This is a genomic window from Collinsella aerofaciens (assembly GCF_019131995.1).
Classification (GTDB): domain Bacteria; phylum Actinomycetota; class Coriobacteriia; order Coriobacteriales; family Coriobacteriaceae; genus Collinsella; species Collinsella aerofaciens_S.
Genome location: NZ_JAHONA010000020.1, coordinates 16302 through 40971, shown reverse-complemented (window position 1 = coordinate 40971; position 24670 = coordinate 16302). Strand labels below are relative to the sequence as shown.

Annotated in this window: 15 protein-coding genes, 1 tRNA gene and 1 other RNA gene; 15 read left to right on the top strand and 2 right to left on the bottom strand. The window is 58.8% G+C overall.

The features are described from left to right. Nucleotides 1-423: 423 nt before the first annotated feature. Entirely contained in the window at nt 424-975 is a 552-nt protein-coding gene (locus tag KSY82_RS07245) for a LemA family protein (RefSeq protein WP_171021549.1), read from the bottom strand. Between the two features lie 211 nt (nt 976-1186). Here KSY82_RS07245 and KSY82_RS07240 point away from each other — a divergent pair, with 211 nt between their 5' ends. Then, nucleotides 1187-1771 (top strand): TetR/AcrR family transcriptional regulator, encoded by a 585-nt coding sequence (locus KSY82_RS07240; RefSeq protein WP_052044212.1) that lies wholly within the window; start codon nt 1187-1189, stop codon nt 1769-1771. A gap of 3 nt (nt 1772-1774) precedes the next feature. Here KSY82_RS07240 and KSY82_RS07235 read toward each other — a convergent pair. Then, a tRNA-Ser gene (locus KSY82_RS07235) sits at nt 1775-1864 on the bottom strand. 51 nt (nt 1865-1915) lie between these two features. Here KSY82_RS07235 and tadA point away from each other — a divergent pair. The 14 genes from tadA to KSY82_RS07165 all read left to right on the top strand — a co-directional run bounded on the left by tadA (nt 1916) and on the right by KSY82_RS07165 (nt 24520). Beyond that, entirely contained in the window at nt 1916-3697 is a 1782-nt protein-coding gene (gene tadA / locus KSY82_RS07230; RefSeq protein WP_138375140.1) for a tRNA adenosine(34) deaminase TadA, read from the top strand. A 441-nt stretch (nt 3698-4138) separates the two neighbouring features. Beyond that, nucleotides 4139-4234: signal recognition particle sRNA small type (gene ffs, locus KSY82_RS07225), an RNA gene on the top strand. A gap of 339 nt (nt 4235-4573) precedes the next feature. Then, nucleotides 4574-6418: an ABC transporter ATP-binding protein gene (locus KSY82_RS07220; protein WP_217750710.1), complete on the top strand. Its 1845-nt coding sequence runs from the start codon at nt 4574-4576 to the stop codon at nt 6416-6418. Beyond that, complete coding sequence (locus KSY82_RS07215; RefSeq protein ID WP_217750708.1) at nt 6419-8278, top strand: ABC transporter ATP-binding protein; 1860 nt, start codon at nt 6419-6421, stop codon at nt 8276-8278. It begins immediately after the preceding gene. A gap of 127 nt (nt 8279-8405) precedes the next feature. Next, nucleotides 8406-8957: a flavodoxin family protein BilS gene (bilS, locus tag KSY82_RS07210; RefSeq protein WP_099432355.1), complete on the top strand. Its 552-nt coding sequence runs from the start codon at nt 8406-8408 to the stop codon at nt 8955-8957. Nucleotides 8958-9049: 92 nt separating this feature from the next. After that, a complete protein-coding gene (locus KSY82_RS07205; RefSeq protein WP_217750707.1) occupies nt 9050-9436 on the top strand; it encodes a hypothetical protein in 387 nt (128 codons plus the stop codon). Between the two features lie 125 nt (nt 9437-9561). Continuing rightward, nucleotides 9562-10224 carry a hypothetical protein gene (locus tag KSY82_RS07200; protein WP_217750706.1) on the top strand — a complete coding sequence of 221 codons (663 nt, stop codon included), beginning with the start codon at nt 9562-9564 and terminating at the stop codon, nt 10222-10224. Between the two features lie 869 nt (nt 10225-11093). After that, nucleotides 11094-11648, top strand: coding sequence for a signal peptidase I (locus KSY82_RS07195; protein ID WP_217750704.1), 555 nt, complete (start codon nt 11094-11096; stop codon nt 11646-11648). 70 nt (nt 11649-11718) lie between these two features. Further along, nucleotides 11719-12432 carry a SipW-dependent-type signal peptide-containing protein gene (locus KSY82_RS07190; RefSeq protein WP_217750703.1) on the top strand — a complete coding sequence of 238 codons (714 nt, stop codon included), beginning with the start codon at nt 11719-11721 and terminating at the stop codon, nt 12430-12432. Nucleotides 12433-12525: 93 nt separating this feature from the next. Further along, the gene (locus tag KSY82_RS07185) at nt 12526-13173 is read left to right on the top strand and encodes a hypothetical protein (protein ID WP_217750701.1); all 648 of its coding nucleotides are present in this window, start codon (nt 12526-12528) and stop codon (nt 13171-13173) included. A 3-nt stretch (nt 13174-13176) separates the two neighbouring features. Next, entirely contained in the window at nt 13177-18660 is a 5484-nt protein-coding gene (locus tag KSY82_RS07180; RefSeq protein ID WP_217750700.1) for a hypothetical protein, read from the top strand. After that, nucleotides 18653-19222 (top strand): hypothetical protein, encoded by a 570-nt coding sequence (locus tag KSY82_RS07175; RefSeq protein WP_055251917.1) that lies wholly within the window; start codon nt 18653-18655, stop codon nt 19220-19222. The genes KSY82_RS07180 and KSY82_RS07175 overlap by 8 nt, the downstream gene beginning before the upstream one ends. A gap of 2 nt (nt 19223-19224) precedes the next feature. Next, the gene (locus tag KSY82_RS07170; protein ID WP_217750699.1) at nt 19225-19923 is read left to right on the top strand and encodes a hypothetical protein; all 699 of its coding nucleotides are present in this window, start codon (nt 19225-19227) and stop codon (nt 19921-19923) included. A 508-nt stretch (nt 19924-20431) separates the two neighbouring features. Next, nucleotides 20432-24520, top strand: coding sequence for a fibronectin type III domain-containing protein (locus tag KSY82_RS07165; protein ID WP_217750697.1), 4089 nt, complete (start codon nt 20432-20434; stop codon nt 24518-24520). The last annotated feature ends 150 nt before the right edge of the window (nt 24521-24670 follow it).

Genomic DNA, 24670 nt, shown 5'->3' with positions numbered 1-24670 from the left:
AAAGAGAAGAGGCGGGGCATGCCCCGCCTCTTACACCACATCTCTGCGCGCTACCGTGCGCGGCCTTTTAGGCTGCGCTTTTGCTTTGCTTCGCGCCATGTGGGGGCGGTGGCGACGTGCATTTTTGCGAGTATTCTGCAGTCGAAGGTCCCTGCATACCGATCTCGGGCAAAAAATCGGGAGTTCTCGATGTTTTCTACGAATGATGGGCGGGGTTATGGGCTGGCAGCGTTTGATTTGCAGGGATATTCGCGGTCTTTGGCATTTATCGTGGCGCCCGAAGCTCTTGGTTATGTTGAATACTCCTAAAAATGCACGACGCTTAGAGGGGGACCTTCGCGAAAAAGGAAACCGCCCCGTCGAAGTATGCATTCGACGGGGCGGTTTATGCGTTTGGCCGATTAAGGATGCACTGCCAAACTACTAGAACTTGACGGTCGGGGCCTGGCGGGCTGCTTCGGCGGCCTCGAAGCCCTGGCGCTCCTTAAACTGAAAGATGCCGGCAAAGATGACAGCCGGGAACGTCTGAATGGCGTTGTTGTAGCTGAGCACGCAATCGTTGTAGCTCTGGCGTGCGTAGCTAATCTTGTTCTCGGTATCCTCGAGTGATGCCTGCAGCTGCGTAAAGTTGGTGTTTGCCTTAAGATCGGGATAGGCCTCGGCCACGGCGAAGAGCTGACGCAGCGCACCGGTCAGCACGTTGTCGGCTTCCATCTTGGCCTCGGGCGTGGTGGCCTTGACGGCGGTGTTACGCGCGCTGATCACGGCGGAGAGCGTCTCCTGCTCGTGCTTGGCGTAGCCCTTGACGGTCTCGACCAGGTTGGGGATCAGGTCGTTGCGGCGCTGCAGCTGCGTATCGATGTTCTGCCAGGCGTTATCGATGCGGTTACGCTTGGTGACCATGTTGTTGTAGATGCCGGCGATGGCGCAGGCAATCACAATGACAACAACGATGCCGATGATGACGGGAAGCATGATGTCTCCGTTTCGAATGGCCGCGGCGGCATGCGCCAGCTGCCGTTGGTATAACGCTACTAGTATACCCGCAACGTTTTGTCGTGCCGAACTTTCCGGTAAGCGTTGTGTTTTCGGCGGGGTTGGCACCGGGGCAAAGCGCGCGAGGTACAGGTGTAAGATATGCGACAGATTGACGAGTGTTGTCTTTGCCCTGAGGATGGCGATACCAGTGGACCTTCGCATCAAGAAAACCTACCGCGCCCTGTTCGATGCCTTTACCGAGCTTCTCGAGGAGCATCGTTTTGAGGACCTGACGGTTGCCATGCTGTGCGACCGCGCCATGATTCGCCGCACGACGTTCTACAAGCACTTTCGCGACAAGAACGATTACTTTGCCTTTTATATCGATGAGCTCATGTCGGGCTTGCCGCAAAAACAGCCCGATGAGGCCGGCGCGGTATCTGCCGAGGACGTGCGCGCGCTTCGGCACGCGATTTTGGACGATGCCATGGATTTGATTCTGGCGCACGAGCGGCTCATGGATAACATTTTGGCAAGCAGCATGTCGGGCATGTTGACCAACGTTATTTGCGACCGCATTGCCCGCTCCATCCGCGAGCGTGTGATGAACGTGCTTGCCGAGGATGCCCTGGCCCCCGTGTCACTCGAGACGACGTCTGAGTTTGTCGCCGGCGGTATTATTCGACTTTTCACGATATGGTGGGAATCGGGCCACGATCTTGAGCGTCGACCTGAGATAGCCGATGTGGTCGATGCACTGTTTGAGCGGACCATGACACCGGTGCATCACTAGGAGTGGCGGAGAGAGGGGGATTCGAACCCCCGGAACGCTCTCGCGCTCAACGGTTTTCAAGACCGCCGCATTCAACCGCTCTGCCATCTCTCCGTGAGTCGTAATGATAGCATCGTTTTGGATTTGCAACAGGGAAGGCGAACGATGACGATCACCGAAATCGATGAGAAGTTCATGCGTGAGGCGCTGGCCGAGGCGCGCGCCGCCGCTGCGGTGGGCGAGGTGCCCATCGGAGCCGTAGTGGTGCGCGACGGCGAGATTGTCGCGCGGGCGCATAATCGCCGCGAGCTCGACCAGGATCCTTCGGCGCATGCCGAGTTTTCGGCCCTGTGCGCCGCCGCTCAGTCGCTTGGACGCTGGCGTCTTTCCGATTGTACGGTCTACGTGACGCTCGAGCCCTGCTGCATGTGCGCGGGGCTTATGGTTAACGCGCGCGTGGGGCGCTGCGTGTACGGCGCGGCCGATGCTAAAGCGGGCGCTCTGGGGTCGCTATACGACCTCAATGCCGATTCGCGCCTGAATCATCGGTTTAATGTGACCGCCGGCGTGCTGGCAGACGAGTGCCGCGCGGTGCTGAGCGGTTATTTTAGTGGGCTGCGTGGCACCGATGGTGCTGGCTGCGGTTGTGGGGCCGATCTTGAGGCGCATACCGCCCACGCCGAGGCGCTTGCGGGTGTCGAAGATACTGCCGTTGGGGCGGTCGATTTTGGTGCCGCGTGCCGCCGGCCCCGCCGTGTGCAGCTGGCGATCGACTCCTTTAAGGGCAGCGTTTCGAGCGCGCAGGCGGAGGAGGCCGTTGCCGAAGGTGTGCGCCGCGTGTGGCCCGATGCCCAGGTAAGCGCGCTGCCGCTGGCGGATGGCGGCGAGGGAACGCTCGATGCCGTTGCCGCGTGCGGCGGTGAGGTCGTGGCATGTGAAGTCGCAGGCCCTCTGGGCGACTGTGTGTCTGCCCGGATGCTGGTGGACGGCGAGTACGAGTCGGCTGTAATCGAGATGGCCGAGGCGGCGGGTATTGGGTATTCGCCTTGCACAGAGCCGGCGGCGTTGGCCGCTACGACCTATGGCGTGGGCGAGCTCATGCTTCGAGCGGTTCGTGCTGGGGCAAAGACTATCTATATTGGTCTGGGCGGCAGTGCCACCAACGACGGTGGCGCCGGCATGCTGCAGGCGCTGGGCGCGCGTGTGGTCGATGATCAGGGCTGCGATGTCGCCCCTGGTCTCGCGGGGCTTGAGCAGGTGGCGAGTATCGATTTGGCACCGGCGCTTCGGGCGCTGAATAGCGCGCGTATCGTCGTGCTCTCTGATGTCGAGAACCCGCTCGTGGGGCGTCGTGGGGCACTTGCAGTGTTTGGCGGGCAAAAGGGCCTGCCGACAGACGATGTCGAAGCGCTGGGCAGGTACGACAGTTGGATGGTCGGCTACGGCCGCCTGCTCGATGCGGCGATTACCGGGGTGCGGGCTCAGGGGTTGTTGCGCGTGCCCGAGGGCGTGCGGACATTTGGCTCGGTGCTCGGCGTGCCTGGCGCGGGCGCGGCAGGTGGCTTGGGCGCCGCGCTGCTGGCGCTCGGTGCTGAGTTGCGTTCGGGCGTGGAGACGGTGCTCGATCTGATTGGGTTTGACGAGCGCGTGCGCGATGTCGACCTGGTCATTACAGGCGAGGGCAACATGGACGAGCAATCCGCTGCCGGCAAGGCGCCGGTGGGCGTGGCCCGCCGTGCCAATCGCTATGGCAAGCCGGTAGTCGCCGTCGTGGGCGGTCGTGCGGATAATTTGGATGCGGTGTATGGTCAGGGCATCGACTTGGTCCTGCCGGTCTGCCGCAGGCCCATGCCTCTTGACCAAGCGCTCGACCCCCAGGAAGCCACAACCAACCTCATCTGCGCCGGTGAAGCAGCCGCCCAAGCCTACGACCTCGCCCGCCTCTAAAACCCAACTCCCTATAAGTTGCGGTGGAATAGTTCCTGTTTGGCGGCTCAGGCGGCAAAAACAGGAACTATTCCACCGCAACTTCGAGAATGGCTATCCGAGGCTGGTCGCCTTGGGCCTTGGGTCGGACCGTCCGCCATGAAATGCGGCCATCTACTACGTTTAGCCGAGCGCCCTTGACCATCCCGGATTTTGTGAAATTAAAACCGCAGGTAGAAAGCTTGCCGATTTTCGAAAAAGCCGGCTATGGTTGACCCCTGCGGCCTAAACGTAGTAGATAGGCCCCTTTTGTGGCACGGCAGCAGACCAGTCTTTTTGGGACGGGGCTTATTTGACTACCTGTCGATCTGATTGCCCAAGTAGTCAAAAAGCCCCGTCCCAAATTAGCTACCTTGTCCCATCGGGCGGGAGCGGGTAAGATATATCGAGCGCCTAGCGCGTTCGATGGGTTCGGATGACGACATGTTCCGAATCTGGTCAGGTCCGGAAGGAAGCAGCCATAAGGAGCCTCTGTCGGGCATCCGAATCCATCGAGTGCGCAGGCGTTTTTTGGTGCCGCGGCTACCCGCGAGTGCCGGCAGGGCGCTTGGTGTTTCGCTGGTCCTCGGCTTCGCCTGCGGGATCGCTCGACTACCAAGCGCCCTGCCGGCACCCGCGGGTAGCCGACCAAAACCGCCTGAAGGGTCACATTTATCTGATAATTGAATCCCCGGCGTTATGCCGCTCGCTGGCGTTGCCAAAACATCGGCTGCTACGTGCCTTGGGCGCTAGTGACCGTTGCCCTTACATCTGTAACGAGTTGCTTACGCATCTCCAGGGTTCTCCGTACTATCATGAATCAGATTGAATTGAGATGATGATAGGGAGCGCCTATACATGATTGAGCTGCTCAGGCGTTTTGGTGGTAAGTTTCGCCGGTATATGGTGATTGGCCCTGCGTGTAAGCTGATCGAAGTGATCTTTGACCTGCTGACGCCGCTGGTGATTGCCCAGATGATCGATAAGGGTATTGGCGCACACGATGTCAACGCCGTCGTCCACTACGGTATGCTGCTTGCCGCCATGGCTGTGATCGGCATCTCGTTTACGCTCGTCTGCCAAAAGATGGCGGCGCTCACCTCGCAGGGCATGGGCACCGATATCCGCGGTGCGCTCTACCAGCACATCAACAAGTTGAGCTATGCCGAACTCGACCGCTTTGGCACGCCGTCGCTTATCACCCGCATCACCAACGACGTCAACCAGGTGCAGCTTGCTGTGGCGCTGGGCGTACGCATGCTCATCCGCTGGCCCTTCTTGGCGGTGGGCTCTATGTGCGCGGCCCTTGCCATCGACCTTAAGCTCGGCATGATCTTCTTGATCTGCACGCCCGCTATCGGCCTGGTGTTTTGGTTTGTCATGGCGCGCTGTATCCCGTATTACAGGCAGCTGCAGGCAAAGCTCGACCGCATCGCGCTTATCTGCCGCGAGGGGCTTTCGGGCGCCCGCGTTGTTCGCGCCTTTGTGCGTGAGGACCACGAGCGCGAGCGTTTTGCCCAAGCTGCCGATGACCAGGCCAATACTGCCATCGCGGTGGGCAAGCTCTCGTCGATCCTTAATCCCGTCACGTTTTTGGTGATGAACCTGGGCGTGTGCGCCATCCTGTGGGTGGGCGGCATCCAGGTCAACGTGGGCGAGCTCACGCAGGGTCAGGTCATGGCGTTTGTGAACTACATGACGCAGACGCTCACCTCCATCGTGTATGTCGCCAACCTGGTCGTGGTCTTTACCAAGGCGAGCGCCAGCGCGTCGCGTATCAACGAGGTGCTCAATTGCGTGCCGAGCATCGCTGACGAGGGCAACCAGCCGGTCGCGCTGCCCGAGCCGAGCAATGCCGCTCCAGTTCCTGCGCTGAGCTTGAGCCATGCGAGCTTCTCTTTTGGCGCCGGCGCGGCCAATGCTGTCAACGATGTGACGTTGGAACTCCCGCTGGGCAAGACGCTCGGCATTATCGGCGGCACGGGCAGCGGCAAGTCCACACTCGTCTCGCTTATATCGCGCCTGTACGATGCGAGCACCGGCAGCGTGAGCGTGATGGGCTCCGACGTGCGCACCTGGCCGCTCGACCAGTTGCGCCGTGTGGTCGCGACTGTTCCGCAGCGCGCGTCGCTGGTGAGCGGCACCATCCGCAGCAACCTGACCTGGCGTGACGAGACGGCGACCGACGAGGAGCTTTGGGCAGCGCTCGATATGGCGCAGGCGAGCGAGTTCGTGCACAACAAGCCCCAGGGCCTCGACGCCCCGGTCGAGGCGGGCGGCAAGAACTTCAGCGGCGGACAACGTCAGCGCCTGACCATCGCACGTGCCCTGGTGGGCGCTCCGCAGGTCCTAATCATGGATGACTCCGCCTCGGCGCTCGACTTTAAGACCGACGCGGCGCTTCGCCATGCCATCCGCGAGCGCAGCGTGCGTGGTGCCGCCGAGGGTGGGCTGCCGCTGACTACGGTCATTGTGAGCCAGCGCGTCTCGACCGTGCGCGACGCCGACATGATCTGCGTGCTCAATCACGGCTCGGTCGCGGGCCTGGGCACGCACGATGAGCTGTACGCGGCCTGTCAGCTCTATCGCGAGATTTGCCAGTCGCAGCTGCGCCGCGAGGAGCTCGAGGGCCAGCAGGGGAGTACGACGCCCGTGTCCACCCCGATCGCCTCCGCATCCGTCTGCGCAAAGGAGGGCTGCTAAATGAATCCGTACACTTCCTCCGGTTCGGTCGCCACGATGACGGCCAACGTGTCCGGTAACGATAACCTCAACGACCTGGGCGACGGTCCGCGCCAGCCCGGCGACCCTGAGCGCTATCCCGTGGGCGCGGTGACCCGTCGCCTGACGGGCTACGTCCGTCCGCACCGTATTTCGTTTACGGCGTCGTTTGTGAGCGCCGCCATTTCGGTGATTTTGCAGCTCTACACGCCTATTCTCATCGGCGAGGGCATCGACCTGATCGTTGCCGCCGGGCAGGTGGACTTTGACGCACTGCTGCCGCTCGTTACCAAGCTCGCGATTGTCGTCGTAGGCGCTGCGGCTTTCCAGTGGCTGCAGGGCTACTGCGTCAATCGCCTGTCCTACGAAACGGTGCGCGACATGCGCGTGGAGGCGAGCGACAAGCTCAGCCGTATGCCGCTCAGCTTTATCGACAGCCATGCCCACGGCGACCTCATGAGCCGCGTGGTCAACGACGTCGACCAGGTGGGCGACGGTCTGCTGCAGGGCTTTACCCAGCTCTTTACCGGCGTTATCACCATCGTTGGCACGCTCGCGTTTATGCTCTCCATTAATCTGACCATGACGCTCGTGGTGGTGCTCGTCACGCCGCTTTCCATTTTTGCAGCCGGTGCTATTGCCAAGCTCTCCAACAAGAGCTTTACGGCGCAGCAGCGTATTCAAGGGCAGCTCGGTGGTCATATCGAGGAGTACGTAGGCGAGCAGAAGCTTGTCGACGCCTTTGCCTATGGTCCCAACGCCCAGCAGCGCTTCGATGCCCTCAATGCCGAGCTTTACACCGCGGGCGAGCGCGCGCAGTTTATGGGCTCGCTCTCCAACCCCGGCACGCGCTTTATCAACAACATCATCTATGCCGTGGTCGCTGTGATCGGCTGCGTGGGCGTGATCACGGGCGTGCCTGCGGCGCTCACGGTGGGCGGCGTGCAGATCTTCCTGTCCTACGCCAACCAGTACACCAAGCCGTTCAACGAGGTCACCAACGTCATTACGCAGATCCAGACGGCGTATGCCTCGGCGCGCCGCATGTTCGCGCTACTCGATGCACGCGAGCAGGAGCCCGATGCGGCGGATGCTGTGGAACTTGCCGCCCCGCAGGGCGAGGTCGCCTTTGAGCATGTGGACTTTAGCTACGTGCCCGACCGCAAGCTGCTGCAGGATATCTGCATCGAGGCTAAGCCCGGCATGCGCTTTGCCCTGGTCGGTCCTACGGGCTGTGGCAAGACGACGCTCATCAACTTGCTGCTGCGGTTTTACGATATCGATGCCGGACGCATCATGGTCGATGGCCGGTCTTCGCGTGACTACACGCGCGCAAGCCTGCGCCGTGCCTTTGGCATGGTGCTGCAAGATACCTGGCTGTTCGAGGGCACCGTGGCCGAAAACATCGCCTACGGCTGTCCCGACGCCACGCGCGAGCAGGTTATCGAAGCTGCCAAGCGCGCGCATGCGCACAAGTTTATCGTGCAGCTGCCAGGCGGCTACGATACGGTCATCGGCGAGGACGGCGGCACGTTTAGCCAGGGTCAAAAACAGCTGCTGTGCATCGCGCGCGTCATGCTCACCGACCCGGCTATCTTGCTGCTGGACGAGGCGACCTCGAGTATCGATACCCGTACCGAGCTGCAGGTGCAGGCGGCATTCGACGAGCTCATGGCCGGTCGCACAAGCTTTGTCGTGGCGCACCGCCTGAGCACGATTCGTAACGCCGACTGCATTCTGGTGATGCGCGACGGGCAGATTATCGAGCGCGGCACGCACGACGAGCTGCTAGCGGCAGGCGGCTTCTATGCCGAGCTCTACCGCAGTCAGTTCGCCCAGTGAGCAAGCCCGTGGGGCAAATTAATCAATCGACAGACGGTGGTTTACATCTGTCACGTTAGTACTAAGATATTCATCTAATAAATTGCATTAGTGGCTTTAGTTTTGGGGGATACGAGGCAACGTGACTATGACGTGCTCTTTGGTGGTTAACAGCAAGAGCGGTAATACCAGGATGGTTTCGGGCGCGATCAAGCGCGCTCTGCAGGCTGCGGGTGTTGAGTTTGTCCATGCCGCGGCGTTGAGCGACGATGCGGATGCAGATCAGGTTGCGCTCGAGGCGCAGGGCGCCTGCGCGGCCGACACGGTGCTCGTCGGTTTTTGGTGCGACAAGGGCGCGTGCACGCCTTCGGTCGCGGCGTTGCTCTCCGCCTTGCACGGCAAGCGCGTCTTCCTGTTTGGCACCTGCGGTTTTGGGGCCGACCAGAGCTATTACCAGCAGATTATTGATCGCGTGACTTCCAATTTGGCTGGGGATGCCGAGCTTGCGGGCTGGGCGATGTGCCAGGGCAAGATGGGTCCCGCGGTCAAGCAGCGCTACGAGGCCATGCTCGAGCAAGATCCCGACAACGCCCGATTTAAGATGCTGCTCGACAACTGGGTTGCCGCGAAGGACCATCCCACCAAGGAAGATCTGGACAACATGGCTGCAGCCGCCAAAAAGGCCGTGCTGGGTGAGTAGCTTCGCCGCTCGCGGTCCTTCGCGCAAAACAATACAAATGTGAAAGCCTCGAAATCCTCGAGGCTTTTTTCTTGACACTCGCGGGCGCAACCGTGGCAAGCATTTGGGGTGACATTTTCCGTCACCCCGATGACGAGACCGTCCTAGACGACACGCTCGCATGCGTTCGCTGGATGTATCGCCAGATGGAGTACGGCTGTCAAAAGTATCCGGGTTTCTTTACGCATCACTCGCTGAGTTTTATGCAGCAAGACACTGCGGACGGCAAGCGCCGCATGCATCATGCCTGGCAGCATATCCTCGACCAGCTTTGCGTGGTGCTCAAGCGTGATCCTCGGGTACGCCCGGACGCCTTTACCGATCAGTTTTCTGCCGAGCAATTTGCCGAGGTCCTGTTCTCGCTCGTGCTCTCTGCCGTGATTCGGCAAGATTTCGATCCGAGTGCCGCGCTCGAGATTACGCGCCGAACCCTCTACTAACGGCCCCGCGCAAGGCGGGGATTTTTATGGTTAGAAAGTGAACAGCGTTCACGTTAAGGAGGTGGTGCGTGGCACCAAGAACCAAAACCGTTCGTTTGCAACCATTCATTAAGGGAGACGTATATATGCGTGCTTTATTCGAAACGCTATTCGACATCGTCTATCTGGTGACGGTCATTACCCTCGGCATTCGCATGATTCGCGGCAGCAAGGGCAACCGTCAGTTCCAGCTGTTTGGCTGGATGGCGGTCGTTTTGGGCGCCGGTGATTCGTTCCACCTGGTCCCCCGCGCGCTGGCGCTCTGCACGACCGGCTTTGACGCTTATGCCGTGCAGCTGGGCCTGGGCAAGTGGATTACCTCGATTACCATGACCATCTTCTACGTACTGCTCTACTACGTGTGGCGCGAGCGCTACCAGGTGAAGAACCACGTCGGAACGACCGTGGCGATCTTTGCCCTGGCCGTCATGCGTGTCGCGCTGTGCATGCTGCCGCAAAACCAGTGGCTCACCAACCAGACCCCGCTTGCATGGGGTATCCTGCGCAACATCCCGTTTGCCATCATGGGCCTTATGGTCATCGTGCTGTTTTACCGCAGTGCCAGGGAAGATAACGACGAAGCCTTCCGCTGGATGTGGCTCACCATTGTGCTGAGCTTTGGCTTCTACATTCCCGTGGTCCTGTGGGCCGAGGTTGTCCCGGCTATCGGCATGCTCATGATCCCCAAGACCTGCGCGTACGTGTGGACCGTGCTGATTGGCTACAGCGCCATGAAGAAGGAGTGCTAGGTCCATCTTCTAAATGTTTCGCCCGCCCGGCGGCGGAATATAAGGTTTCCTACTCTACAGTCCTGCTCGCACGGAGAGCACATTAAGTGCTCTCCGGCTCGTGCGGAACTCGCGATAAACCTTATATTCCGCCGCCGGGCGGGCGCCCCTTTATTGATGGAAGGCCTTATAAGCGGATATTCCATGTCCGGATGTATTCAGAGCGGGACGGGCTTTCCGAATGGGCGGGGTCTTGGAAAGTATGTCCCGGAATCAAGGCTTGGAATGGGATGCACTTTCCGGTTGAGGGGCTCAGTGGAAAATGCATCCCAGTATTCGGCTGAGAAATGGGACACGGTTTCCGGTTGAAGCCTTGGCGGAAAATGTGACCCGGAATTTGTGATCGGAGTGGGACGCGCTTTCCCATCGGTGTCACAAGCGGAAACCGCATCCCACTCCGGACCTGAAGATTGGGACACGCCTTCCAGAAGGTATGGGCTGCGAACTACAATGGGCTGCCTTAAACTCGCAGGGGGGTTAAAAATAAATAAGACATAGGGCAGTATGTTTTAATGTCGGGGGGGGGGGGCGCATTCTTTTAGATATTCAAAAAACAGACCCCCTATGAAGAAGATGCGTAGGGGGTTAGTAGTAGATATTGGATATGGCAGTCCGGTATGGGGATAAATGACCGCTTACGCCTAAATTGGTAGCGTTTGGCGCTGAGAGCTTGATAAAAATGCAGGACATCGCTAACGTTTTTATTACGAAAAGAATTCAAATTGGCTTTTTTTCGAACTCACTTTTTAGTGCCTTGCGGTGCCCGAGGAAAGCGACTGCCCCTTCAGGGGATCGAATAAGGCCTCGATGGGGATGGATTAATCGTTTTGATGACTCGCGGACTCAAACGTTTTATTGCACTTCTTAGCAGTCTGGCGCTTGCGCTTGTCATAGCCCTTGCCGTTGTTTCTTTTGCTCCCCGCGCATTTGGATACACGCCTTTTGCAGTGCTTTCGGGCTCTATGGAGCCCAAGCTTCCCGTTGGCTCCATGGTGTTTGTTCGCCAGGTTGAGCCATCGGATATTGCCGTGGGCGACAATGCAACTTTTTACCGATCGGACGGCGCCGTAGTGACCCACCAGGTGTACGAGGTCGACCCTGTGGCGCAGACGATCAGCACGCAGGGAATCGCAAACAAAAATGCAGATGGAAGCATCATGCACGACGCCGAGCAGACGCCTTTTTCACGCGTGATCGGCGTCGTTTCTTTTTGTGTCCCTTACCTGGGCTTCGTTAACGCATATTGCACGACGATGCCCGGTTTGCTTGTTGTGGTGGCCGTTCTGGCGCTGCTGGTCGCGGCGTCGATAGTGCTCGATCGGATGGTTCCCGACGAGCCTGCGGGCAAGCATACCCGCGCGCATGTGAGAGAGCGGCGTTCATAGCAGCAGGGAGAGGTGTCGGCGGCGGCAAGGGCCGTTGCCGGGGAAGTCGGTTTTCGAAAGGAAGAGAACGATGGAAAACAAGAAGAAAAAACGCCACGGCATCGTTGCCGCCCTGCTGCTGCTGGTGCTGGCTGCCGGCGTGGGCACCTATGCATGGCTGACAGCCACGCAGACGCTGAACAACGTGTTTACGGTGGGCAGCATCAACATTCCCGAAAAGAAGCCCGATCCCGACCAGCCCGATAAGCCTGGCACCGATAATAATACCGACAAAGCCTATCTGTTCGAGACCAAGTGGAAAGACAACTCCAAGATTGTTCCTGGCTCCAGCACCGATAAGAACCCGAACGTTGGCATCGCGAAGGGCTCAGACGACGCCTACGTGTTCATCTACGTGAAGAACGCCATGGTCAAGGATGGCACCACTGCCAAGAACACCCCGTACTTCGCCCTCAACGACAACTGGAAGCCGGTTGATGGACAGGTGACCTCCTCTGCCGACGGCCAGTACCTGAGCGGTCTGTTCATGTACGCCAAGGGTGCTACCGATGACAAACCTGTTGCCCTCCCCGCCAAGGGCGCTACTGAGGACGTCTACACCGGCGAGCTCTTTAGCAAGGTTGTGTTCCCGGGCACCCTGGAGGGCTCCATGGTCGCCACGAACCCCACGATGAAGGTTTCCGCCTACATCTTCGGAGCCGACCAGACGGACGGCAACACCAGCGCTGCTGACAACGCCGTCACTCAGGCCAAGACTTGGGCTAATACCATTAAGAACCAGTAGTAACCCCACCCCCACTGAGATCCCAGCCCGCTCCCCATCCCCATTTTCGGGCCGGGATCTCGGTCCCCTTTTGATCGACGATTGGCGAACGTAATGCTCAACAATCTTTCCGACAATCAGAAACGCACCTTGGCGCTTGCCGCGATGGCGCTGTTGGCCCTGGCGTGCCTGTGCGGCACGCTGGCTTTTACCGTTGATATGGTTCCGGCGAACAACGTCCTATCGTTTGGCAGCGTGAAGGTACGAGTCTGCGAATACACCCTAAACGAGCAGGGCGAGGAGATTCCGTTTGAGGCCAACGAGCGCGGCGACTATCCCGATACCAAGGCCGGGGGCTCTGACATCAGCCGCATCGTGCGCGTGGAGAACGCCGGCGCGCAGCCTGAGTACGTTCGCGCGCGCCTGCGTATGGCGTCGGTGGCGCCCGACGGTTCGAGCGCGGACGCCTCGGGCAACGTTGCCTTTCACGTGAACGCGGGCGAGGGGTCCCCGTGGATCGATGGCGGCGATGGGTGGTACTACTACCGTGGATTGGCTGGGCGTGGCGGCATGCTCGACCCCGGCGCCATGACGGAAAGCCTCATGGACTCGCTGCGATTTGTGGGCGACTACCACGATGCCGCGCGCGGCGGCTCATACAGGCTCGATATCGACGTTCAGGCCGTGCAGGCCAAAAACCAGCAGGCAAACGATACCGTCCTCGACGTGCTCGACGTCGCGGGCTGGCCGGAGGCGAACTAGCCCATGAAGATTAAGATCGTGAACCGAGGCGTGCTCGGCAGGCTGGTTGCCGTGGCGGCGATCGCCTTTTGCTGCGTTATGGTGCTGCCGGCGGCAGCGCATGCCGAGGATCAGACCGAATTCCATATCACAAACAGGAACGACTTCTTGGCATGCGTCGCGCTGTCGCGTCAGCGCGACACGTCGCTGTGGCGCGTCTATCTCGATAACGATATCGTTCTTAACGATGATGATATGAACGCCATTGTTGAGGATACGGTTAAGCACCTCTCCTTTGGCAACAAAGAACATCCCTTTAAGGGCGTCTTTGACGGTCAAAACCACACCGTGAAGGGCCTGAACTACGAGAATAAGGTCTTGGATCCCGAGCGCGATACGGGCTTTTTTGCCGAGACCGATGGCGCCACCATTAAGAACTTCCTGGTCAAGGATGCCAACATTTGGGCTGACTTCCGCGGCGGCATTATCGTGGGCAGGGCGATCAACACCCACTTCGAAAACGTTATGGTCATGGAGAGCACCCTGCACGTTACGTGTGCCAACAACATGCTCAATGTGATTACTAATGCGGGTTTTGAGGGGGGGCTGATTGCCGGCGAGCTCGATGGTTGCACCCTCTACAACTGCGAGGTCCGTGGTGGCCGCGCCGTTAACAACACGACTTCGGGCGTACAGGCAATCGGTGGCGAGGGCCTGTATATGGCGGCGTTTGCCGGCTACGTTAAGAACTCGACCATCGAGTATTGCCGCGTGACGCCTACGCGCAACGAGGATGGCTCGATTGCCGAGAAGGGCATGACCGACGTTACCAATAAATACGATGTGGCCATTGGCGCCCTGGGCGGCAACAACGTGTACGCCTCGGGTTTTGTGGGCTGCATGGCAGAAGGCGCTAAAGTCATTGACTGCTTTTCAACGGCGAAATGCTATAGCTATGCTGCTTCTTACGTGGGCGTTGTCTCCGTAACGCGCGCTTGGACGGGCGGTCTTGCAGGCCGCATCTTGTCTAAGAGCGGTAATGAAATCACTCGCAGCCATTTCGCCGGCGATTTGAGCTCGCGCCAGCACAACCCCATCGCCGTGATCCCCATTATTCAAAACGACGTGAACCTGGGTGGTATTGCTGCACGCGCTAATGCGGGTGATGCGACTATCACTGATTGCTACTTCAAGCCCAGTGTCAGCCTATCCGGGTTTAGTCAGGGTACGGCAGCCAAGAAGAAGATTTACGCCCTTGCGGGTGATGGCACGGTATCCGGTGCCGGATTCGGTCCCTGGGACGACGAACGCTACGTCACACGTGAGCTGTGGGAGCAGCATGATTACGACTTCTGTGCCGGCACCATGCGCTCGACTGCTAACGATGCGTATCTGAATGACTCACACCCCAATGAGTGGGCGATGGACTACAAACTGAATATTCCCGTGCATGGCCAGAGCGTTAAGGCGACGATTGATTTTCCCGGTGCAGGCATCGCGACCATCGAGGCAACCAAACTCGGTATTGATCAGGCGACCTCGGATCCGTATACCTTTGCCGTGAGTGCCGTGCTGGCGGGAACGGCCCAGGGCTTGGCCCAGGGCGATACGTCGGTAACGTTTAAGCAGGATACCTCCGCAAAGCCTGAGGGGCTGAGCGATGAGAACGGCGGCTACCGTTTTATGGGCTGGTTCCGCGAGCCCGATGTGCAAGTGAATCGAATTGGACAAGACAACAGCTGGTTTGATGGCAAGACCGATGCCGATGCTGTGGCTGCTGGCAAGCAGGTCCAGAAGAGCGAGTTGCACGACGAAACGTCAACCTATACTGCCGATAACGCGAAAGGGGCCAAGGCTTTTGAGGGCAATGACCTGTTTATCGCTTCGTACGAGGCACAGGTGCTGTTCTATAACGTTAAGGGCGAGACGCTTGATTGGAAAACCGGTGCTGCGCACGGCAAGTCAACTGATTGGTACCGCTATGGCGTGGGTTTGACGCCCGCTGCCCCCGCGGATCGCGGCAACTTGAAGCCTACCGCGACATTTATCGGCTGGACCACGCAGCCTAGCAGCGAGGCGGGGATGAATGGTGGCTATGCCGCCATCACCTCGACTCAGTTAGCCGAGCTTAAAAATCAGGGAGCTTTTTATCCTGCGGGTAGCGAGATCACGGTTGTCCGTCCTACCGACTTCTACCCGGTGTACAGCGACTACGTGTCGAACATCATAACGGTGTTCGAGGGCAATGAGCAGGACACAACCGACGATAAGACTCTGCGCGACGGTGTGGGCAAAACCAATGTCGACGTCCAGACTACCGAGGACGGCACCAGCGTCTACACGGTACAGGTGTGCAACACGGAAGGTACGCCCCTGTCCAATGGCGGCAAGCTGCCCGATGGCTATCGCTTCTTGGGTTGGTACGAAAACAAGGGAACCGAGGATGCTCCGCTCGAGGTGCGCGTAAGCCGCGATCCCAGCTATACGCTCCCCGCAGATGTCGATTTAACCGCGCCGCATACCTACATCGCCCGCTTTGAGTACCGAGTGGATTATTACGTTCGGGCTTATACCAACCATGAGTTTACGGACAGCAAGCTACTTTGTTCCGTTTGGAATCGCTATCAAACGCCCTTTGAGGAAAACGTCGGTAGTACCTTCGTGCGTGAAAACGTCGTCCACTGGGGTCCGGAGCATGTTGACCACGGTATAAAGGATAGGTATGACAAAACGTGTGGCACGCGCTTCACGAAGGAAACCCTTGTCGTGAGTCCCCTTAACGCGTACTCGCACAACGTTAAAAACGATACGGGAGCCGATACTCTAAAAAACCTCTATGCCGATACTGATTTTCCAGGCGCTGCAACTCTAAGCGATACTTGGACTTCGGCTTCGCTGAACGTAACGGCCAAACTGGTGAATGATCGCTATCGCCTGAATTTCTGGACGCTTGAGCGCGATGGTGAATATTGGACATATGTGAAAAATCCCATCGAGAGCATAGTGCGTACAGATAAGAAGTACTACGTTCGCGCGATGATTACCACGGACGTTAATTTCTACAACAAGGGCGATAATGTCGTGAGGACTGCCACGCGGCGCTATGAGAGTAACTTGCTGCAGACCAAGGTGAACGGGGCGGATCCGACGTTCACGTATTACTACCCGCATGTTAATAAGTCGGTTAAAGTGGCCGAAAAACCAGAAGATGGTGAGAAAGGATCGTATGAGAGCCCCCTGACCCTCGAAGCTTCCCCGACCGATGCCGACATGGCCGTGCCGGGCTATAAGTTCCTGGGCTGGATTTCGACCGCCGAGGTCAAGAAGGATTCTGCCGTCTGGAAATATATCTATGATGTCGCCAACGACCCCTATGTGACGAGCGATCCGGAGAAGGCGACGCCATACTTGGCGACCGACGCGTCCAAGGTTACCCAGTGGCAGGATGCCTATCCCGTATACGTAAAATATAACGTTAACTACACCACCAACCTGCACCGCAAGGGCTTTGATGGAACGTCGGGCATCAATGTTCCGCGATTCGACATTACGCCTAAACTTGATCCTCAGCAGAACGGTGACGTGGTGGCTACGGTGAGCCCCGACATTACGACGACGGTGTATGCCGACGGTACTGGTGGCGCCTATCAGCTTAAGAAGCTCGAGATCGAGCTTCCCGACGGAACGGTAAAGAAGCTCGATCCGACGGGCGAAGGCGGCAATACCTATTCCTATACCGTGGAGCCGGGTAAACCCTATACGTTTGTGGCCTACTACACGCCCATTGCGGTGGTGTATCACCTGAACGACACCGATATCGATGGCAAGCTCGCGCAGGAGGGCAATACGCTCGGCAGCCTTAAGGATGGCATGCCACTGCCGACGTATAACGTTGGCGACATCGATGCTGTAACGAACGCATGCAATGCCTTCGTAGGCTGGACGGAAACTAAACCGGCATCCGGCAACGGTTATGTCATTTGGTCGGACGGCCTCCCCATGGTGAATACAAACACTGTGGTTAACGCCCCCATGGAGCTGTACCCGGTCTACCGTGCCAGCGCGGTAATTGTCCAATCGAATATCGATGCCAATCTGGATAACCCCGATTCCGTGCGTTTTCTTTCGCGCACCGACTCTGGCGATCAAATTTCGCTGGAAGTAAGAGCTACAGCTGAGGTTGTCGGCAGGGATGGCACCAAGTACGACTTTGTCGGCTGGTCGCGTGACTATGAATCCGATAGTAAATACACTCTGATGACCGAAGACGATAAGTATCCCCTCGAGGGTAGTGAACCCTTTAAGGGCGCGACGTATACCGCGGTGTACAAGGTCACGCCGTATAAGGTGCGCTATCACAGCGTCGACGGGGCGGTCATCTTTACGGCGACGGTCGACTCGGGCGACGAGCGTGCGCAGGACGGTAAGCCTGGCTTTGTCTACACGGTCGATGTTCCCAAAATGGACGAGAGCGGCAACCCTGTCTACGACAACGACGGCAATCCTGTGATGGAGCAAAAATCCGTGGCGTACGATCCGGACGCCCACTCCAAGATCGTCGCGCTGCTCGATGAACAGGCTGCTGCCAACGGCGATAAGCGTGAGCTCTTCTTGGAGTGGCGATATGTGGGTGCGGATGGCAATGCGAAGTCTTGGGATGAGTTTAAGAGTGAGCCAGTCAAGGGTGACATGGACCTGTATCCCGTGACGTATCGCGTGGTTGCCAACGATACGTCTGATCCCGCGAGCCCCGTAACTATGACCGCGCAGCTTAAATGGCTGCTCGATCCCGCCGCCGCCAACACCGTCGATGACGGTGCCGACAAGGCGCCGTTTAAGGTCTGCTTTGCCGAGCCGTTTATGGGGACGCAACTGACTGTTACGGTAACGCAGGCAAGCTACGGCCCTGGTGCAGAGGGCGTTTCTGCGGCGGAAGAGCCTGTGAACGGCAAGTTTGTCTCGCTCTACAGCCTGGGTTCGGGTAATGGTTCGTTCGACCTGGCCAACCGTCTGGAGTATAAAAAGACGGGTGAAGACGGCCAAGGCGACGGCAATGCCGTGTTCAACTTTGACCAGACTCATGCGCTGACGATCGTTAAAAAGACTACCGATGCTAGTGCCATGGGGCAGACGTTCCGCTTTAAGGTGACGAAGACGGCGGAGGGAGCCTCTCCCGAGACGCGCGTGGTCGAGGTGAAGGTCGATAAGCAGCAGCCGGAAAACGGTGAGACCTGGTATGTCGGCAGCGTGCAGTTCGCCGCTCCGGCGGGCATCTATACCGTCGAGGAAGACACGAATTGGGCATGGCGCTACGAGGGCGAGCTGAGCACGCCGGGCAAGGCGCCCGGTAAATCTGCCGAGCTGACGATTTCGTCTGCTTCGAGCGCGGGCGATGCGGTGGTGACGTGCGTCAACACGCGCGCGAAGGACAAATGGGTCGATGGCGGCTCGCGTGCCAAGAATGTTTGGGAAAACGGCACGCTGAGGAGGGAGGACAAGGATGACTAAGCGCAAGCGGATCGTTGCCCTCCTTGTCGGCGTCCTCCTTTTGGCCGGCGTCGTCGGCGCCTTTGCGTGGCTTTCGGTTACGGGCGTGCTGGTCAACGAGTTTGGTTTTGGCTCGGTGGCGCCTTCGGTGGACGAGACGCGCAAGGACAACGTGAAAAGGGATGTCTCGGTAAAAAACACGGGCTCGGCTCCGGCATACCTGCGTGTCGCGGTGGATATCTACTGGCAGGATAAGGATGGCGCGCGCCTGTGGGATGAGCCGGTTGCCGGCACCGACTACACCATTGAGTGGGGCGATAAAGGCGATGCCTCCGCCACTAACAGACCTTCGTCTTGGGTTCTTGCGAGCGACGGGTTCTACTACTGGACGTCTTCTGTTAAGCCGCTCGACAAGACGGGCGTGCTCATCAAGAGCGTGTCCGAAAAGAAGGCAGATGGTAAAAACCTAGTCGTCGACATTTCGACCCAGGCAATTCAGTCTACGCCCGACGATGCAGTTAAAGAGGCATGGGGTTGCACGGTCAATGATGGCGTGCTGGTGCCGCCGCATGGAGGTGCGTAAGTATGGCATTCCCAATTCGCAAAGGTGTTGCGCGCTCCTTGCGTTGCATGGTCGCGGCCATTTTCTGCGTGGTCGCGCTCGCTGTTCCCGCCCGTGCGTTTGCCGATACTCCCGCGATTGCCTATGACGGAAATGCGCGCCAGCTGACGGTAACGGGGGCGACGGGCTCCTCGGGGGAGCCCGATCTGTTTCCCGCCTTTAAAGATCTAATGCCCGGCGATGCGCGCGAGCAGCAGATCGAGGTTCGTGCCACGGGCGTAAAGTCCCAGGTACGCGTGTTTGTGCGGGCCGTTGTCAATCACGAGACGGCACACCTGCTGTCGCCCATTACCTTAACGGCGTCGGCTGGCGATGCGTCTGACGGTTGGCTCCAGACGGGAACGCCGGGCAGCGTGTTCGCCTATCCCACGCAGGTCGCCACGTTCACGAGCGATGGCAGCACGGTGCTCAATCTGCAACTAAGTGTCCCGACGTCGGTGGGCAACGAGCTTGCCGACGCAAGCAAGACCATTCGCTGGGAAATCACCGCCGAGGACGATGGCGAGAAGATTCCCGTACAACCTGCTGGCAGTAAGAGCCCCGGTCTGTTTGGCCTGGCGGCAACCGGCGACAGCACGCTCGCATTGCTCTTGGTGTTGCTGACGCTTGCAATCATCGCTTTCATGGCCGCGCTGCTTTTATCCCGGAGGGATAAGCGTTAGGTCCATCTTCTAAACGCAACGCCCTCCCGGGCGGCGGGCACGAAGTTCCCTGCTCTACAGTCCTGCGCAAGACGAAGGCCACATTAAGTGGCCTTCTTTGCGTGCGGAACTCGCGATGAACTTCGTGCCCCGCCGTCCGGGAGGACGCCTCTTTATTGATGGGAGGCCTGATAGGTCGATGGTTCCGTGCCCGGATGCGTCCAAAGTGGGACGGGCTTTCCGGATGGGCAGGCTTTCGAAAAATGCGTCCCGGAATTTGCCTTTGGAATGGGACGTAGTTCCCCGTTGAGGTGCTTTGCGGAAAGTGCGTCCCAGAATCGACGCTTGAAATGGGATGCAGTTTCCCGATGAGGCACTCGACGGAAAATACATCCCAGAAATGGCCTTTGAGCTGGGATAAGATTTCCGCGGCATCTCGGATTCTCAAAAATGAGACACGTGATATCGGGCATCGGATGTATCATTTGCAAAAATGAGTCCACTCCACTCGAATAAAGCGAGGTCCCTCATGTACGTTCCACACCCCCGTATCCGTAGGCTGTCGAAAATCCCGCTTGTTGGGACGGCGGCGCTTGCTGCGTTGATCGCCACGAGCGTCGCCTGCTTCACGGCCACGCCCCAGGTTGCCCAGGCGGCAGACGCGCCCGCAATCACCGATATGACCGAGCAGGATTATCAAGCCCTGGGTCTGGGCACGAGCGAGGACATTCCGGCCGATACCGTTGGCCCCTATTCCACTGATACCCCCACGACGTTTGCCACGCGCAGCGAGGTCTATATGGCAGCTAACGGTAGCCATGGCAATCGCTACACTCTGCGCGACAAGCTCGAGAACGTCGAGCGCGGTGACATTGGCGGCAGCAGCAAACTCACCGATGGCTATGGAAGTGTGTGGGGCGCCGCAAAGTTCTGGCAAAACGTCAACAACTTCGATACGAACAGCGATCTCTACAAGCATAGCGACTACGGTGGCGGCACCTGGTCGTACCTAAGCAACAATGAGTCTTCAACAGTACTCGCCAACGACAACAACGGTTTCTCGGGCATTCACGCCACGAGTGTTGAGTTCTGCAGCGACGCCAGCACGGGCAAAAAGAGCCGCGTTGCCGAGCTCCGTGCCTACGGCGACAGTTCCTCCACGACGATTGACGGCAAGTCATACGCCGGAAAGGTTGAGCTGGTCCTCTACTCGTTTAGCAACGGGCGTACGCGCACTCTCGACACACACCTGCCGGTGACGGTCAACACTAATATGATGTACGAAGGCCGTTTTAAGTACCTGGATGCCGGTTACCTGCAAGAGTGCGACGCCGTCTTTGATGTCGAGGCGGGCGATGTCGATGGCGACGGCGTCGACGAGCTTTTTGTCTACGCGGGCTGCTATGTCGACGAGAACGGCGTGCGCAAGGCTGTAGTCGACATGTATGACTTGGAGGGCGGCAACTGGAAGCAAAGCGTCGTCAAGATCGATGCCGGTAACGCCGCGGACTACACCACGCACAACAAGGGCGGGAACGACTCCTGGACGCAGCTTCAGTCAGCTCCTGTCGTTTCGCTAGCGGCCGGCGACCTCGATCGCGATTTTTGCGATGACCTCGCCATCGTGGTCTCGGCACCCTGCGGCAAGAAGAATATTGATAAGTCGACGCATTGCGAGCTGTTTTCGTGGGATGCATCCAAGGGTGCGCTCGTCCATGTCGATGCTCTGGGCGACGCGGGCGCAATCTCCCTCTCCGCGAACGGCAAGACCATGGTCGCTGCGAATGCGACGTTCGGCACGTTTGCCGCCTACGATGAAGAAGGAAAGAAGACGGGTGAAACCGTCACGGGCCTTATTCTTGCGGGCTATGACTGGCAACGCAGCGCTTTTGATTACGGCGCTTCTGACGGCAGCAAGGGGCTGTACGGCGCGCTGTACCGCTACGCGTATTTTGACTCGGAGTCTGGCGAGTTCAAGCTTTCCGATTGTAAGGAATACAGAGACGGGCTCCTCGCCTCCTATGGGCTGATGCATGTGCCCAACAGCGCATGGAAGGATAGCGCTCAGGATAAGCGCTATCCGTGCACCTTGGCGCCTATTGCCCTTGCCACTGCCAACCTTGACGGCCTGTCCGAGCAGCTGGCGGTTGACGAGGTGCTCGTGGGCGGCGATGTGTTCCGCGACTTTGCCTGCAACACGGCACAGAGCGGGGCTCAGGGCTTGGGGTCCATGGTCGGAACCATGAGCATGAGCGGTCAGCAATACAACAGCAGCAACAAGCATGACCACAAGGGTATAGAACAGGTGTGGATCAGCGACGTCAAGGCGGGCAGCGTCTCGGGTTCGGACCGCTATAACGAGAGCTTTATCGCCGTGGTGGGCAAGCACCGCGACGAGGACCTGCGCAAGAACGATGACTACTATTGGATGACCGCCTCGCATTTTTCGCTCGACGAGAACGGAAAGGTGCGCCGCGGCGAGGAGCAGGTGATTAGCGAGAGCAACCGTCGCGGCACTACCTACGGCACATTTATCTCGCTCGCGCTGCCCGATGTCGACAACGACAGCGTCAAGATCACGTACAAGGACCGCTACAAGGTCTATACCAACCCGCGCGTGCTTGCCGTGCTGCAGGATGCGCCCTATGTTGAGGATCTGGAGCAGGCATACGGCTATCTGGTGTTGGGCGGCACGTCATACGGAGAGGAAAAGGGCACGGGGACATCCCAGGGCTATACCATTGGCGCCGAGTTGGGCGTTGCCGTCGAGGTGCAGACCGGTCCGCCCCTGGTCGCGATGAATGCTTCAGTCGATTTTGCCGCCGAGGGATGCTATGACTACCGGAGCGAGCGCACGGTCAGCGCAAGCGTAAGCTATGAGTCGCATGCCGGCGAGGGTGACAAGGCCGTGCTCTACACGATTCCGATGGTCTATTACGAGTATGAGATCGAAAATGAGGAAACTGGTGGCAAGGGCGTGATGGCGGCGCCCGTGTCGCTCGGCGCGCAGACCTCGGTCGTTAATGTCGAGGCCTATGACCGCATTGCCAAACAGCACAATATGACGCCGCTCAGCTACTTTTTGACCAACCGGTCGGGAGAACCCGGAACCTATCAAACGACGCTCAACGGCGAGACTCCCGTTGGGGATTCCTTTGGCCTGGGCAAGCCTGGCGTAACGCGCGCCTACACGCACGATGGGTTTAACGGCGCCGCCGCGCAGTCGGGGGCGAGCATTGAGCAGACCATCGAAGTCGAGGAGGGCAAGGAGCAGGAGCTCGAGCTCGGCTTGACGCTGAACGGCAGCGTTGTCATGGGCGCGAAGCTCGCAAAGCACGAGTTGTTTGGCGGCCTGTGCTTTGGTGCCAACGCCGGCTTTACTACGGGTAACTCCTCGAGTGAATCGACCGAATACGGCGGCACCGTCGACAACCTGCCCGAGGCCGCGCAGGGCAAGTACGGTTTTGTGTGGCGTCTGGGCGTCAACGCGGTGGATGTCGACAAGTTCGAGGCAGACTCGGGCGACAAGCTCGGCACCAAGGACACCGACCAGTTCTGGATCGTGGGCTATGACGTTAAGGACGTCGAGATGCCCGACGCGCCGGCCGTGACGGGCTTTACGGCAAACGCCGTCGATTCGACCAGCGTTACGTTTAGCTGGGACGATGTACTCGCAAACAAGAGTGGCTTTAGCTACGGCGTGGGCATGCTGCAGAGCAATGCGGCGGATGCGGTCGTCAATAGCTGGAAGATTGCCGACAACACGCAGACCTCGCTCAAGTGGGATGGGCTGCAGCCCAATACGGAGTATCGATTCGCCATCGCCGCCGTTAAGAACGGATCCACGACCGAAACAGGTATTCGCTCGGCAATCATCACGGTCAAGACCATGCCCGATGGCATGACGATGACCGTGAGCGGACCTGCGGCGGATGCTGCGGAGGGGTCGGATCTTGGATACGACTCTTCGGTTGAGCGCGCGGCGGGAAGCCACCTGACGCTCTCGGCGATTGGCCATGTGAAGCAACTCGGTGCCGACGATAGCGAAACAGGGCTGGCACCGACCTATATGTGGTACCGCAAGGGCCGCGGCGAGACAGAGTTTAAGCTCGTGGGTGCCGATGGCAACCTCGCGGCTGGAACGGCCTCAAAGCTCGAGATTGACCTGACCGCAGACGATGACGGTGCGCAGTATTACTGCCACGTGGGATACAACGACGTGGGCCTCGACACCGGCACGACGCTCGTGAATATCGAGGCCGAGGAGACGGCGCCCACAACGGTGAACGCCACCCCGATCCGCACGCGCCGCCTGTTCTCACAGGCAAGTGCGGGCGCCAAGAAGTTCCTGGACCATACGCTGGTAAACACCGCCGGCCCAACCGATTCCGAAGGCTCAAAGGACCCCGAGACTCCTGAGACCCCGACGAACCCGGACAAGCCCAAGTCCGACAACGGAGCTAAGACCGACACCAAGGTCAAGACTACGACCACAGCGAAGAACCTCGCAAACACCGGCGACCAAACATTCGCCCTAGTCGCCACCGCAGCAGCAGCGGGAGCAACGCTCGTAGTGATAGCCCTCATCATGCTGATCAAGCGCCGCAAGACCCACTAGTAGCCAGTCGAACATATCGACAACCCAAAAACCCGGGTAGCCAAAAAACAGGCCACCCGGGTTTTCTGTTGAGTGGAGACTCCGCAAGCGGAAACTGCATCCCACAATTAGCGCCCGGAATGGGACACATTTTCCGTCAAGCCCTCATCC